Source organism: Serratia sp. CY76391 (genome assembly GCF_052166695.1).
In the GTDB taxonomy this organism is placed as follows: domain Bacteria; phylum Pseudomonadota; class Gammaproteobacteria; order Enterobacterales; family Enterobacteriaceae; genus Serratia; species Serratia nematodiphila.
The window spans coordinates 359,571-372,992 of the sequence record NZ_JBJNOJ010000007.1; the positions used below are offsets into that span (position 1 = coordinate 359,571).

General features: G+C 62.1%; 13 protein-coding genes. 5 read left to right on the forward strand and 8 right to left on the reverse strand.

Annotated elements, in window-relative coordinates; all coding sequences use genetic code 11:
• Positions 1–11 precede the first annotated feature (11 nt).
• Positions 12–584: a sugar O-acetyltransferase gene (locus ACJ8PN_RS15030; RefSeq protein ID WP_171455117.1), complete on the reverse strand. Its 573-nt coding sequence runs from the start codon at positions 582–584 to the stop codon at positions 12–14.
• Positions 585–829: 245 nt separating this feature from the next.
• On the opposite strand from ACJ8PN_RS15030, the gene zur reads away from it, so the two are divergent.
• Complete coding sequence (zur, locus tag ACJ8PN_RS15035; protein ID WP_015379223.1) at positions 830–1,342, forward strand: zinc uptake transcriptional repressor Zur; 513 nt, start codon at positions 830–832, stop codon at positions 1,340–1,342.
• 102 nt (positions 1,343–1,444) lie between these two features.
• On the opposite strand, the gene ACJ8PN_RS15040 is transcribed toward zur, so the two are convergent.
• The 4 genes from ACJ8PN_RS15040 to ACJ8PN_RS15055 form a co-directional block, all read right to left on the reverse strand.
• Entirely contained in the window at positions 1,445–1,654 is a 210-nt protein-coding gene (locus tag ACJ8PN_RS15040) for a CsbD family protein (protein WP_004936743.1), read from the reverse strand.
• 315 nt (positions 1,655–1,969) lie between these two features.
• Positions 1,970–3,307 carry an MATE family efflux transporter DinF gene (gene dinF, locus ACJ8PN_RS15045; RefSeq protein ID WP_171454842.1) on the reverse strand — a complete coding sequence of 446 codons (1,338 nt, stop codon included), beginning with the start codon at positions 3,305–3,307 and terminating at the stop codon, positions 1,970–1,972.
• Between the two features lie 103 nt (positions 3,308–3,410).
• Positions 3,411–4,019 (reverse strand): transcriptional repressor LexA, encoded by a 609-nt coding sequence (lexA, locus tag ACJ8PN_RS15050; RefSeq protein WP_004936736.1) that lies wholly within the window; start codon positions 4,017–4,019, stop codon positions 3,411–3,413.
• A 102-nt stretch (positions 4,020–4,121) separates the two neighbouring features.
• Complete coding sequence (locus ACJ8PN_RS15055; protein WP_197753606.1) at positions 4,122–4,490, reverse strand: diacylglycerol kinase; 369 nt, start codon at positions 4,488–4,490, stop codon at positions 4,122–4,124.
• A gap of 148 nt (positions 4,491–4,638) precedes the next feature.
• On the opposite strand from ACJ8PN_RS15055, the gene plsB reads away from it, so the two are divergent.
• A complete protein-coding gene (gene plsB / locus ACJ8PN_RS15060) occupies positions 4,639–7,104 on the forward strand; it encodes a glycerol-3-phosphate 1-O-acyltransferase PlsB (protein WP_004936730.1) in 2,466 nt (821 codons plus the stop codon).
• A 66-nt stretch (positions 7,105–7,170) separates the two neighbouring features.
• Here the strand turns inward: plsB and ubiA are convergent, their stop codons facing one another.
• Positions 7,171–8,043, reverse strand: coding sequence for a 4-hydroxybenzoate octaprenyltransferase (gene ubiA, locus ACJ8PN_RS15065; protein ID WP_004936728.1), 873 nt, complete (start codon positions 8,041–8,043; stop codon positions 7,171–7,173).
• Between the two features lie 17 nt (positions 8,044–8,060).
• Positions 8,061–8,576 carry a chorismate lyase gene (gene ubiC, locus ACJ8PN_RS15070; protein ID WP_015379228.1) on the reverse strand — a complete coding sequence of 172 codons (516 nt, stop codon included), beginning with the start codon at positions 8,574–8,576 and terminating at the stop codon, positions 8,061–8,063.
• 392 nt (positions 8,577–8,968) lie between these two features.
• Between ubiC and ACJ8PN_RS15075 the strand changes: the two genes are divergently transcribed.
• The 3 genes from ACJ8PN_RS15075 to ACJ8PN_RS15085 are packed head-to-tail and all read left to right on the forward strand — an operon-like array spanning position 8,969 to position 12,383.
• Positions 8,969–10,351 (forward strand): MFS transporter, encoded by a 1,383-nt coding sequence (locus ACJ8PN_RS15075; RefSeq protein ID WP_197759868.1) that lies wholly within the window; start codon positions 8,969–8,971, stop codon positions 10,349–10,351.
• A gap of 24 nt (positions 10,352–10,375) precedes the next feature.
• Positions 10,376–11,377 (forward strand): LacI family DNA-binding transcriptional regulator, encoded by a 1,002-nt coding sequence (locus ACJ8PN_RS15080; RefSeq protein ID WP_442535033.1) that lies wholly within the window; start codon positions 10,376–10,378, stop codon positions 11,375–11,377.
• Positions 11,378–11,399: 22 nt separating this feature from the next.
• Positions 11,400–12,383, forward strand: coding sequence for a nucleoside hydrolase (locus ACJ8PN_RS15085; protein WP_442535034.1), 984 nt, complete (start codon positions 11,400–11,402; stop codon positions 12,381–12,383).
• A 55-nt stretch (positions 12,384–12,438) separates the two neighbouring features.
• On the opposite strand, the gene malM is transcribed toward ACJ8PN_RS15085, so the two are convergent.
• Entirely contained in the window at positions 12,439–13,344 is a 906-nt protein-coding gene (gene malM, locus ACJ8PN_RS15090; protein ID WP_075684492.1) for a maltose operon protein MalM, read from the reverse strand.
• Between the last annotated feature and the right edge of the window lie 78 nt (positions 13,345–13,422).

Sequence of the window (13,422 nt, forward strand, 5' to 3'; positions counted from 1 at the left end):
TGTTAAGCGGCCTATTCCAACGCGCGGATAACCCGGCACGGCTGCCCCAGCGCCAGCACATTGGCCGGAATGTCGCCGGTGACGATGCTGCCCGCACCGATAGTCGTGCCATCGCCGATGGTCACTCCCGGCAGGATCACTACGTTGCCGCCGATCCACACGTTGCTGCCGATAGACACCGGCTGCGCCGAGGTGCGGAAAGGAAAAGCCGGGTCACCGGTAAAGCGTTCACCGGCCTTCAGCGGATGACTCGGCGTGTAGATTTGTACGTTGGGGCCGATCAGCGTGTTGTCGCCGATGGTGATGGTGTTGCAGTCGAGGAACACCGCATTGACGTTGATAAAACAGTTTTTACCGATGCGGACATGCTGCCCGTAGTCGCACCAGAATGGCGTTTCGATCCAGCTCGCCTCACCCCAGTTGCCGAACAGCTCGCCGAGCAGGCGATTTTTCTCGTCCGCCTGATGCGAGTCCAGCGTCCCCAGGCTTTTGGTCAACGCCCTCGCCCGATGGTACAGGGCGATCAGTTCTTCATCGCGGCTGTTGTATTCCAGGCCGCTTAACAGCTTCTCTCTTTCCGTCATCACACAGGGCTCCTGCTCATCACGCGGGTGAAAGGCGTTATACCGCTCTCGCCCGCTGCTCTCCAGCGCTAAAACCGGCAACGTTGATCTACCGCCCGGCGGAGGGGAAAAGTTGTGATGCATCTCTCTTTTAGCGCACTCAGCGCGCCTTTCTCTGCGCTATCCTCAGGGGAAAAGGGGGCAACTCTCGGCGATTCGCCGTAATCATGGTAAAATCGGCTTTTTTACGTACCGGGATATTTGCGATGAACTCAACCACCCAGGAAAAGCTGCTGGCGCAGGCAGAACGCCTCTGCCAGCAACGCAATGTGCGATTGACGCCGCAACGGCTGGAAGTGCTGCGTCTGATGACTCAGCAACCCGGTGCAATCAGCGCTTATGACCTGCTCGATCTGCTGCGCGTCGCCGAACCGCAGGCCAAGCCGCCGACGGTCTACCGCGCGCTGGATTTTCTGCTGGAGCAAGGGTTTATCCATAGGGTGGAGTCCGCCAACAGCTACGTGCTGTGCCACCACTTCGAACAGCCGATGCATACGTCCGCGCTGTTTATCTGCGACCGCTGCGGCCAGGTGACCGAACGCACCACCGAAGGCGTGGAGGAAACGCTGCAGAAGCTGGCGCAGGAGGCCGGATTTGCGCTGCGGCACAGCGTGGTGGAAGCGCACGGCCTGTGTGCCGGCTGCGTGGAGGTTGAGGCTTGTGACAGCAAGCATGACTGCGCCGAACACGATCACAGCATCGCCATCAAGAAGAAGTAAGACGAAGTCAGGTACTTCCCTGTACCTGCGGCCGGGGCGCCAGAGGATGGAGCGACGCCGGCCTGCGCTGTTGCCGGCCGCCGTCAGTGGCGGCCCTGCGTGTTACCAGCGGTGTTTGGTGTGATCTTCCCAGGCCTTCACCTCTTTTTCGGCCGCCTCTTTCTGGTAACCGTAGCGCTCCTGAATTTTGCCGACCAGCTGTTCGCGTTTCCCTTCGATGACCGTCAGATCGTCATCGGTCAGCTTGCCCCATTTCTCTTTCACTTTGCCTTTCAGCTGTTTCCAGTTACCGTCGGCTTGATCTTTATTCATAGTCTCTCCGTTAACCTGTGGTGAATCAGTGATCCCTGTCGCCGGCCGGGGTTAACCAGAAGTTTTTCTGGCCGATGCTTCCTTCACCTTAAGAAGCAACGCTCCCCTTCATTTACCAGCCACATGATTCATTCTAGTTAAACATGGAAATAAAAAAGCCAAAACACAGGATAAAAAACCATTAACAAACAAAATAAAAACAAAAAACGCTAACAAACAACGAATTAACGCGAACAGACCAAGGCTGAAAACATGTAAGCAAACATGATCTGAATCATAAGAAAAACTAACTATTAACCCAACAAGACGTCCGGTTTAATGGGCAGTAAACCAGCTGCCGCGCACCTGGTGACGGTGCCAAATCCAGCCCAACGCCAGACCGCGCAGCGCCAGAAACACCGCCAGCGCCAGCCAGAGGCCGTGGTTGCCAAGCAGCGGCACGCTGAACAGCGCCAAACCGTATCCCGCAGCGGCCACCGCCATGCTGTTGCGCATCTCGGCGCCGCGCGTGGCGCCGATAAACATGCCGTCCAGCAAATAGCACCACACCCCAACCAACGGCAGAATGACCTGCCAGGGTAAATAGTGGGCGGCCAACGCACGCAGTTCCGGCAAAGAGGTCAAGGCTGCCACGATCTGCTGGCCGGTAACGGCATACGCCAGGCCGAAGGCCAACGCGACCAGCCCTGCCTGCCTGCAGGCCGCGTGCCACACTTTGCGCAGTTGGCTGTCGTCCCGGGCGCCGTAGGCGTGGCCGGAATGGGCCTCCACCGCATAAGCGAAACCGTCGAGCGCATAGGCGGTGAACGTCAGCAGATTCATCAATACCGCATTGACCGCCACCACCTCGCTTCCCAGGCGAGCGCCGAAAATGGTCAACGACGCAAAGCACAGTTGCAGCAACAATGAGCGCAGCATGATGTCGCGGTTGAGCGCCAGCAGGCGAAGCAGATCGCCACGCCAGGCCTGGCGCAGCATCTGCAGGGTAATACCGCGCAGGCGCATCACCCGCCACGCCAACCACAGGCCGAGCAGCAGCGTAGCGTATTCGGCGATGGCGGTTGCCGCCGCCGCCCCCCGCACGTTCCAGCCCAGGCCCATCACCAGCCAGATATCCAGCACGATGTTCAGCAGGTTGCCGACGATCAGCAGGATCACCGGCGCCCGCACGTACTGTACGCCAAGCAGCCAGCCCAGCAGCACCAAATTGGCCAGCGCCGCCGGGGCGCTTAACCAGCGGATCTCAAGAAAACGCCGCGCCTGTTCCAGCACCTCGCCATCGCCACCGACGATCCGCAGCGCCAGTTCGATCAGCGGATAACGCAGCAGGACGATCGCCGCGCCGCCCAACAGCGCCAGCAGCAACGGTTGCATAAAGGCGCGCGCCAGCGCCTGCGGGTTCTGTGCCCCCAGCGCTTGCGCCGCCAGGCCGGTGGTGCTCATGCGCAGGAACAGCAGCAGCATGAACAGGAAGCTGGTCGCCACCGCGCCGATCGCGACGCCCCCCAGGTAGATCGGGCTGTCGAGGTGGCCGATCACCGCGGTGTCCACCAGCCCGAGCAGCGGCACGGTAATATTGGAGAAGATCATCGGCAGGGCGAGGCGCCACAGGGCTTTATCGGTGTCGCTGGTGAAAGCGGAAATCAGGCGCATGATGGGATGTTCCTGTGACTGAGTGACAAAGGGCGAAGTCAGAAACAAAAACGCCCCAAAACAGGGGCGATTGATACAGGGAGCGGCGGTGATGACGCGGCGGTTAAATCCAGTCGCCGTTGCGGATCACGCCGACCGCCAGCCCTTCGATAGTGAAATTCTGCTGACGCAGATCGACCACGATCGGTTGGAATTCGTTGTTCTCCGGCAGCAGTTCAACCACGTTGCCGTGCTTTTTCAAGCGCTTGACCGTCACTTCGTCTTCGATCCGTGCGACCACGACCTGGCCGTTGCGCACGTCTTGCGTTTTGTGCACCGCCAGCAGATCGCCGTCCAGAATGCCGATGTCGCGCATTGACATGCCGTTCACCCGCAGCAGGAAATCGGCGCTCGGTTTAAACAGGGAAGGATCCACCTGGTAGTGCCCTTCGATGTGCTGCTGCGCCAGCAGCGGCTCGCCGGCGGCGACGCGGCCGATCAGCGGCAGCCCTTCTTCTTCTTCCATCAGCAGACGGATACCGCGCGAGGCACCGGAGACGATTTCGATCACGCCTTTGCGTGCCAGCGCCTTCAGGTGCTCTTCGGCGGCGTTAGGCGAACGGAACCCCAGACGCATCGCGATCTCGGCACGCGTTGGCGGCATGCCCGTTTGCGAAATGTGCTCGCGAATCAGATCGTAGACCTCTTGCTGTCTGGTAGTTAGTGCTTTCATTCCGCCCCCTGTTTGTTTATACAGTCTTGCTGTGAGTATATACAGGTAAGCGCGGATTGGGAACCGAAGAATAAATAAAAATCAGTCAGTAGGCGCTTTTCGTCAGCCGAAATGCTGCCATAAGACCGTGCCCCAAACGAACAGCGCCAGCACGATCGCCAGCGACACCGCCGCCGATCCCATGTCCTTGGCCCGCCCGGACAGCTCGTGATGTTCGCTGCCGATGCGATCCACCACCGCCTCGATCGCGCTGTTCAGGATCTCGACGATCATCACCAGCGCTACCGATCCGATCAATAAAATGCGCGCTATCGCACCCACATCCAGCCAGACAGCCAGTATGATAGCCAGAAGGGTGGCCACCAGTTCCTGGCGGAAAGCCGCTTCGTGCTGCCAGGCGGCGGATAGCCCTTTATAGGAATAGCCGGCGGCTTTGATGATGCGGGTCAGTCCGGTTGCTTGGTTTGCCATGTTTTCGTGCCTTTCTCAGAGGTCGGTCATAATAAAAAGAGTCTAGAACAGTCCGCGCTGACGGCTCTCGGTTTTCGAACACCACAGATCTGCTACCCGGTTTCTGGTATGCTTGCGGCGCATTGCTAACAAGAGGCTTCACGTTGTTATGTCAGGTTGGCGTAAAATTTATTATAAAATATTGAATTTACCACTTAAATTGTTGGTAAGAAGTAAGGTCATCCCTTCAGATCCGGTTACCGAGCTAGGGTTGGATCCCTCACGGCCGATTTTGTATGTTTTACCTTACAATTCCAAGGCGGATTTGCTGACGCTGCGCACCCAGTGCCTGGCGCAGGATCTGCCCGATCCGCTCAACTCGCTGGAGATCGACGGCACCGTGCTGCCGAGCTACGTGTTCATTCACGACGGCCCGCGCGTATTCCGCTATTACACCCCAAAAGAAGAGTCGGTAAAGCTGTTCCACGACTATCTGGATCTGCATCGCAGCAACCCGGATCTCGACATTCAGATGCTGCCGGTTTCGGTGATGTTTGGCCGTTCGCCAGGCCGCGAAGGCCACGGCACGCCGCACCTGCGTCTGTTGAACGGCGTGCAGAAATTCTTCGCGGTGCTGTGGCTCGGCCGGGACAGCTTCGTGCGTTTCTCCAACACCGTGTCGCTGCGCCGCATGGCTACCGAACACGGCACGGATAAAACCATCGCGCAGAAACTGGCGCGCGTGGCGCGCATGCACTTCTCGCGTCAGCGCCTGGCCGCGGTGGGCCCGAGTCTGCCGGCCCGTCAGGATCTGTTCAACAAGCTGTTGGCGTCCAAAGCGATCGAAAAAGCGGTCGAGGACGAAGCGCGCAGCAAGAAGATCTCGCACGAGAAGGCCCAGCAGAACGCCATCGCGCTGATGGAAGAGATCGCCGCCGACTTCTCCTACGAAACCGTGCGCCTGTCCGACCGCGTGCTGAGCTGGACCTGGAACCGGCTGTATCAGGGCATCAACGTCACCAACGCCGAGCGCGTGCGCCAGCTGGCGCAGGACGGCCACGAGATCGTCTACGTGCCCTGCCACCGCAGCCACATGGACTATCTGCTGCTGTCCTACGTGCTGTATCACCAGGGCCTGGTGCCGCCGCACATCGCTGCGGGCATCAACCTCAACTTCTGGCCGGCGGGCCCGATCTTCCGTCGCCTGGGCGCGTTCTTCATCCGCCGCACCTTTAAAGGCAACAAGCTGTACTCGACGGTGTTCCGCGAATACCTCGGCGAGCTGTTCACCCGCGGTTACTCGGTGGAATATTTCGTGGAAGGCGGCCGTTCCCGCACCGGGCGCTTGCTGGAGCCGAAGACCGGCACCCTGTCGATGACCATCCAGGCGATGCTGCGCGGCGGCACCCGTCCGATCACGCTGGTGCCGATTTACATCGGTTACGAACACGTGATGGAAGTGGGTACCTACGCCAAAGAGCTGCGCGGCGCCACCAAGGAAAAAGAGAGCCTGCCGCAGATGCTGCGCGGCCTGCGCAAGCTGCGCAACCTGGGCCAGGGATACGTCAACTTCGGCGAACCGCTGCCATTGACGGCTTACCTCAACCAGAACGTGCCGCAGTGGCGCGAATCGATCGATCCGATCGAAGCTCAGCGTCCAAGCTGGCTGACGCCGACGGTCAACGATCTGGCCGGCCAGATCATGGTGCGCATCAACAATGCCGCCGCAGCCAACGCCATGAACCTGTGTTCCACCGCGCTGCTGGCCTCGCGTCAGCGTTCGCTGACCCGCGAACAGCTGGTCGAGCAGCTCGAGTGCTACCTGCAGCTGATGCGCAACGCGCCTTACGCGCGTGACGTCACCGTGCCGACGCAAACGCCGGATGAGCTGCTGGATCACGCGCTGAACATGAACAAGTTCGAGGTGGAGAAGGACAGCATCGGCGACATCATCATCCTGCCGCGCGAGCAGGCGGTGCTGATGACCTATTACCGCAACAACATCCACCATCTGCTGGTGTTGCCGTCTCTGATCGCCAGCATCGTGATGCATCATCGCCGGGTGTCGCGCGCCGAGCTGCTGCGCCAGATCGGCATGATCTACCCGATGCTGAAAGCCGAGCTGTTCCTGCATAACGACAAGGAACAGCTGCCGGAGGTGCTGCGGCCGATGATTGACGAGCTGATCCGTCAACAGCTGATCTGCGACAAAGGCGACGAGCTGGTGCTGAACCCGGCGCGCATTCGCCCGCTGCAGCTGCTGGCCGCCGGAGTGCGCGAAACCCTGCAACGCTACGCCATCACCATGTCGATCCTCAGCGCCAACCCGAGCATCAACCGCGGCGCGCTGGAGAAAGAGAGCCGCATCATGGCGCAGCGTCTGTCGGTGCTGCACGGCATCAACGCGCCGGAGTTCTTCGACAAGGCGGTGTTCTCCACCCTGGTGGCGACGCTGCGTGAAGAAGGCTACATCAACGACAGCGGCGATGCGATCCGCGAGCACACCCTCGAGGTGTACAGCATGCTGAGCGATCTGATCACGCCGGAAATCAAGCTGACCATCGAAAGCGTCAACATGCCGGAAGAGACCAACGCTCTGCCGCAAACCGATGCGGAAGAAGAGAAAGACGAGTGATTTCGCCCGACGCGGAAACACAAAAGGCACCCCTTGGGGTGCCTTTTTTCTTGCTGCAGGGAACCGTTACGCCGGCAGATAGCTGAGCGCGATGCCGATAAACACCACCAGCCCAACATAGTTGTTCTGCAGGAAGGCCTTGAAGCAGGCGTCGCGCTCGCGCCCGGCGATCTGCTTCTGTTGGTGAATGAACAGCGCGCCCGCCAGCAGCAGCGACCAGTAAAACGCGCCGCCGAGCTGCGCCAGATAACCGACCCACACCAGCAGCAACAACGTCGCGAACTGCAACAGCCCGACGATCAGCTTGTCATAACGCCCGAACAGGATAGCGGTGGACTTGATGCCGATTTTCAGATCATCGTCGCGATCGACCATCGCATACAGCGTGTCATAGGCCACCGTCCAGCAGATGTTCGCCAGCAGCAGCAGCCAGCAGCTGAGCGGCAGCGATTCGCTGACCGCCGCATAGCCCATCGGAATGCCCCAGCCGAACGCGGCGCCCAGCACGAACTGCGGCAGGTTGGTCACCCGCTTCATAAACGGATACACCCAGGCCAGCGCCAGCGCCGCCAGCGACAGCCAGATGGTCATCGCATTCAGCGTCAACACCAGGCAGAACGAGATCAGCACCAGCACCACGAACAGCACCTTGGCCTCTTTCGCGCTCACCCGGCCGCTCGGCATCGGCCGCCCGGCGGTGCGTTTCACGTAGCCGTCCACCGCGCGATCGGCATAGTCATTCACCACGCAGCCGGCGGCGCGCATCAGGAACACGCCGAGCACGAACACCAGCAAAATCGACAGCGGCGGCACGCCTTTTCCGGCCAGCCACAGTGCCCACAGCGTCGGCCACAACAGCAACAGCGTGCCAATCGGTTTATCAATGCGCATCAAATGGCTGTAAGCCCGCCATTTACTTTGAGTCACGCTTCCCTCCAACGTCTTGCTCTCCTCTCTTATGCGGGGACCGCTGAATACAGCGGTGAAGCCGGTAAAAACAGTTCGGTCAGCAGCAGCGGCTTGCCCGCCAGCCGCAGCCGTGAACGACGCGCCCACAGCGCATCCTGTCGGCCGATATGGATATAGTCGCGGGTCAGATCACCGCTGCTGAACAGATAGCGCCCGAGCGGCAGCGTCCCCAGATCCACCAGCGCCTGGTCGGGGCCGGTCAGCGTATGTTCCGGGATCACCGTGCGCCCCAGCAGCCAGGGCTGGCCGTCGCCCAACAGCACCACTTCGCGCAGCCAGTAGCGCGGGCTGTCGGGCAGGTGGTTCGCCTCGTCGCCCAGCGCCTCGCGCGTGACGAAGCATTCGCGCTGCGGTTCAACACGCACCTGGGCGCAATGGCGTTCAAATCGGCGGGTCATGGAGCCTAACTCCATCAGCCAGTCGCTGACGGCGGCGGGCGCCGGAGGATCCTGTTCGGATAACCACTCCAGCGGCGGCAGGATGGAATCCCTGATGCCAGACATTGCTTTACTCCTCGCCTGAACCGCAACCGGTACGGCGCGCCAGACGATACAAACTGTTAACAGGCCCCCATTGTAGCGCAGAAATGCGAAAGCGGCAGGCTGATTCGTGGCGAAAACGGCAGGTCAATCGGCCGGAAAAACCGGGGTTCTGTCATCTTTTTGCCATCCGTATTCTCTATCTTCATTTCCCGGCGCGCTGACGATTATGTGATCGCCCGCAAAGTTTCAGCTTCCTCGCGTTGTGTTATCTACGCGCGTAGATACCCTGATACGGCAGCGTTGAATCGCCATGCGTCCGACATGATTTGTCGGCACACCTTTGTTGCCGACACCAGGGAAACCATCTTTAACCGCGCCCTTCCAGGCGCAGAACAAAAGAGGATAGCACTGCCATGAGCGAAACAACGCTTGCCCCTTCACAGACCGCCGACGCCGCGCTGGCGGCCGATGAACGCCTGGCAACCAAAGAGGGGCGCAGCCAATTTTGGCGCGCCACCTTCTCCTGCTGGCTCGGCACCGCCATGGAATACGTCGACTTCGCGCTGTACGGCCTGGCGGCCGGCATGGTGTTCGGCGACGTGTTCTTCCCCGAAGCCACGCCGCTGGTGGCGTTGCTGGCCAGCTTCGCCACCTACTCCGTCGGCTTCGTCGCACGGCCGATCGGTGCGCTGGTGTTCGGCTGGATCGGCGATCGCAAAGGCCGCCGCGTGGTGCTGATCACCACCGTGGCGCTGATGGGCCTCTCCACCACATTGATCGGCCTGATCCCGCCCTATGCGCAAATCGGCGTCTGGGCGCCCGCCTGCCTGGTGATCCTGCGCTTCGCGCAGGGGTTCGGCGCCGGTGCGGAGCTGTCCGGCGGGGCAGTGATGCTGGCGGAATACGCGCCGGCCAAGCGGCGCGGGCTGGTGGCGTCGATCATCGCCATCGGCTCCAACAGTGGCACCCTGCTGGCGTCGCTGGTGTGGCTGCTGGTATTGCAGCTCGACAAGGAAGACCTGATGAGCTGGGGCTGGCGCATTCCGTTCCTCGCCAGCATCCTGATCGCCGGGGTGGCGCTGTATCTGCGCCGCCACGTGCGGGAAACGCCGGTTTTCGAACGCGAGCTGCAGCAAAACCACCAGCGCATGCTCGACGCAGCCCAGGCCGCGCCGGACTCACGCAGCTACCTGCAACGCACCAAGGCGTTCTGGGTGATGCTCGGCCTGCGCATCGGCGAAAACGGCCCCTCCTACCTGTGCCAGGGCTTTATCGTCGGCTACGTCGCCAAGGTGCTGATGGTCGATAAATCGGTGCCGGCGCTGGCGGTGCTGATCGCCTCACTGTGCGGTTTTCTGGTGATCCCGCTGGCCGGCTGGCTCTCCGATCGTTTCGGCCGCCGCATCACCTACCGGTGGTTCTGCCTGCTGCTGGTGCTGTACGCTTTTCCGGCGTTCTGGCTGCTCGACAGCCGTGAGCCGGCGATCGTCATCTCGGTGATCGTGGTCGGCATGTGCATCGCATCGCTGGGGATCTTCGGCGTGCAGGCGGCCTACGGCGTCGAACTGTTCGGCGTGAAGAACCGCTACTCCAAAATGGCGTTCGCCAAGGAGCTCGGGTCGATCCTCTCCGGCGGCACCGCGCCGCTGATCGCCACCGCGCTGCTGTCCGGTTTCGGTCACTGGTGGCCTGTCGCCTGCTATTTTGTTGTAATGGCGGCCATCGGCTTAATCACCACCTTCTTTGCTCCCGAAACCCGCGGCCGCGATCTCAACCTGCCGCAGGATGCCGCGTAGCAGGAAGGCGAACAGGACCTCAATTTGGATAATCACTCCGCGCGCCGCGTTACCCGCGCCGACGTGGCTCGCATAGCGGGCACCTCCGTCGCCGTGGTCAGCTACGTGATCAACAACGGCCCGCGCCCGGTGGCGGAAGCCACCCGGCTGCGCGTGCTGGCGGCGATCGAGCAGACCGGCTACCGGCCGAACGACATCGCGCGAGCGCTGGCCTCCGGCAGCACGCAAACCTACGGGCTGGTGGTGCCGGATATTTCCAACCCGTTCTTCGCCACGCTGGCGCGGGCGCTGCAGCAGGAAGCCTTCAGCCGCGGCCGCGTGCTGCTGCTGGGCGACGCCGGCGACGACCGGCAGCGCGAATATGAGCTGATCAACAACCTGCTGCGCCGCCAGGTCGACGGCCTGCTGTACACCAGCGTCGATCGCCATCCGTGGTTCGATCTGATCCGCGCCTCCGGCACGCCCTGCGTGATGATAGATACCATCGACAGCCAGGCCGGCGTCTGCGCCATTCGCGTCGACGAGCGCGACGCCGCCTGCCAGGCGACCCGCCATCTGCTGCAGCACGGCTATCGCGATATCGGCATTTTTATCGGCCCGCTGACCATGCTCAACGCGCAGGATCGCCTGAACGGCTGGCGCGATGCGCTGCTGGAAGCGGGCGTTGCGCCGCGCGACGAGTGGATTTTCGAGGTGCCCTACACCCGCCAGGGCGGTTACCAGGCCACCCAGCGCCTGGTGCAAGGCCCGCGCCCGCGCGCCGTTTTCACCTCCAACGAGCAGCAGGCGCTCGGCTGCCTGTCGGCGCTGGCGGAACATGGGCTGCGCGCGCCGGACGATCTGGCGCTGATCTGCTTTAACGGCACGCAGCAATCCGAATTCAGCGTGCCGCCGCTCAGCGCGGTCGAGCAGCCGATCGACGCCATGGCCAAGCGGGCCATCGCCATGCTGGCCGCCGGTGCCGCGCCCGCCGAGCTGCATGAATTCGCTTTTCGACTGCGCATCCGCCACTCATGCGGCTGTTAGTGGTTTTTCAGGACACCTTACTATGCGTTTAATCATTGATTGCGATCCCGGCAACGGCGTTCCCGGCGCCAACGTCGATGACGGTCTGGCGCTGGCCCTGGCGCTGGCGGCCAAACCGCAGCTGCAACTGGAGCTGATCAGCATCGTGGCCGGCAATACCCCGCGTGAAGTGGGCTTCGCCGTCGCCTCCGATCTGCTGGCGCAGAGCGGCTACCGGGTACCGGTCGCCCTCGGCGCGGCGCGCGCCCTGAGCGAGCCGCCGGAGCCGTGGCGCGCCCATCTGGACCGCCCGATCGCCGATCCTCAGCTGGCGGCGCTGTGGCGCGACTTGCCCGCCCCCTCGCTGGCCAACGCGCCCGCACCGGACGCCGCCATCGCCATCGGCGAACTGATCTGCCGGCATCCCGGCGAGATCACGCTGGCGGCGATCGGCCCGCTGACCAACGTTGCGCACGCCATGCAGCTGTACCCGCAGATGGCGCAGGCGGTGAAAGAGATCGTGATCATGGGCGGCGTGTTCAACGTCGAAGGATACATCAAGGACACCAATTTTGGTTTGGATCCGGAAGCGGCGCGGCTGGTGTTGAACAGCGGCGCCAATATCACGCTGGCGCCGCTGGACGTCACCACCCAGACCATGCTGACCCAGGCGGATCTGGCCGCGCTGACCCAGCCGGATACCCCGCTGTGCAGCTATTTACGCGCCACCACGCTGCCGTGGATCGACTATTCGCGCCATACGCGGCGCCTGCCGGGCTGCTGGATCCATGATGCGCTGGTGATCGCCTGGCTGCTGGAACCGCAGCTGGTCACCACCGAGATGTTCCATGTGGATGTGGCGCTGGAAGGGGCGTTGACGCGCGGCAGCTCACGCCGTTGGCGGCCGGGCGGCCTGCGCCTGACGGTCGGTATGCCGCCGCCGCAGGGCAAGCCGGTGCGCATCATGCAGCAGGTGGACAACACCCGTCTGCTGGCGTTGATCGGCGCAACGCTGGCGCGCGGATGAAAAAAGGTGCGCCAAGGCGCACCAATCATCGAGCCAGCATCGGCAGCGCCGGGTGTTACCCCTTGCCTTTAACGCTGCTGATAAACGTTTTACGCGCAGTGGTAGAGCCCAACTTCTCGGCCTCATTCATCAGCTTCAGCGCCTTGTCGATATCGCCCGCCTTCACCGCCTGCTTGATGCCGTTATTAAAGTAGCTTTCGGTATCGTTGAGCATCGGCTCCGCCGGTTTCTCCGGCGTCGGCATCGGTGCCGCCGCCGCGGCCGGGGTGCTCGCCCCCACCACCACCGGCGCCACGCTCGGCGCAGGCTGCAGCATGCCGATCATCACGTTGCCGGTGCCCTGTTCAGCGGTGACCTTAAGCTTCAGCGTACCGGTCGTCGCGTGGCCGGCGATCGGATCCGGGATATCCGGCACCGCGTTGCCCACACCCTGCGCATAGGCCTTGGCCGGATTGGTCAGCTGCGTAGTTTTCACCAAATCCTGGCGGGTGGTGTACACCAGCAGGTAAATCTGTTTTTGACCGAGCGCCGGCGTCAGCTTCAGCGTGCCTTCGAGACGATCGGAGGACATCGCCCCCGGCGGCTGGTAAGGGAAATAGCTGCTCGGGTAATATGCCGCCGGGCGCAGATGCTCGTCCAGCACCAGCACGCTCGGCGCGTACAGCGAATTGTTTTTGGCAAGGCTGCTCAGCGTCACTTCCAGCGAACCGCGATCGGCCGGCAACGTATAGGCGGCGATCGCCCCCTGGATCTCGCCCTGATTGAGCTGCGGGCTGACGGCGTCGAGCTTCACCTCTTGCGACACCGGCGGCTGCAACGGCTGCCACGGCAGGCTTTGCAGCGTGGCGGCGCTGATGGCCGGCGCGACGGAAACGTTGGCCGGCGTATCGGCATTGGCCGCCAAAGGCGCGCCGACGGTCAGCGCCAGCGACAGGCAGAGTGACAGCAGATTCTTTTTCATCGTTATATCCTCTTTCAGCGCCGCGATGGATCAGGCAAGAGATCCGGCCGCGGCGAATGCGATTGGGGGAGAGCCTGC

Coding starts and splice junctions, on each gene's coding strand:
- ACJ8PN_RS15030 (WP_171455117.1), bottom strand. CDS start 584: ATGACGGAAAGAGAGAAGCTGTTAAGCGGCCTGGAATACAACAGCCGC.
- zur (WP_015379223.1), top strand. CDS start 830: ATGAACTCAACCACCCAGGAAAAGCTGCTGGCGCAGGCAGAACGCCTC.
- ACJ8PN_RS15040 (WP_004936743.1), bottom strand. CDS start 1,654: ATGAATAAAGATCAAGCCGACGGTAACTGGAAACAGCTGAAAGGCAAA.
- dinF (WP_171454842.1), bottom strand. CDS start 3,307: ATGCGCCTGATTTCCGCTTTCACCAGCGACACCGATAAAGCCCTGTGG.
- lexA (WP_004936736.1), bottom strand. CDS start 4,019: ATGAAAGCACTAACTACCAGACAGCAAGAGGTCTACGATCTGATTCGC.
- ACJ8PN_RS15055 (WP_197753606.1), bottom strand. CDS start 4,490: ATGGCAAACCAAGCAACCGGACTGACCCGCATCATCAAAGCCGCCGGC.
- plsB (WP_004936730.1), top strand. CDS start 4,639: ATGTCAGGTTGGCGTAAAATTTATTATAAAATATTGAATTTACCACTT.
- ubiC (WP_015379228.1), bottom strand. CDS start 8,576: ATGTCTGGCATCAGGGATTCCATCCTGCCGCCGCTGGAGTGGTTATCC.
- ACJ8PN_RS15075 (WP_197759868.1), top strand. CDS start 8,969: ATGAGCGAAACAACGCTTGCCCCTTCACAGACCGCCGACGCCGCGCTG.
- ACJ8PN_RS15085 (WP_442535034.1), top strand. CDS start 11,400: ATGCGTTTAATCATTGATTGCGATCCCGGCAACGGCGTTCCCGGCGCC.
- malM (WP_075684492.1), bottom strand. CDS start 13,344: ATGAAAAAGAATCTGCTGTCACTCTGCCTGTCGCTGGCGCTGACCGTC.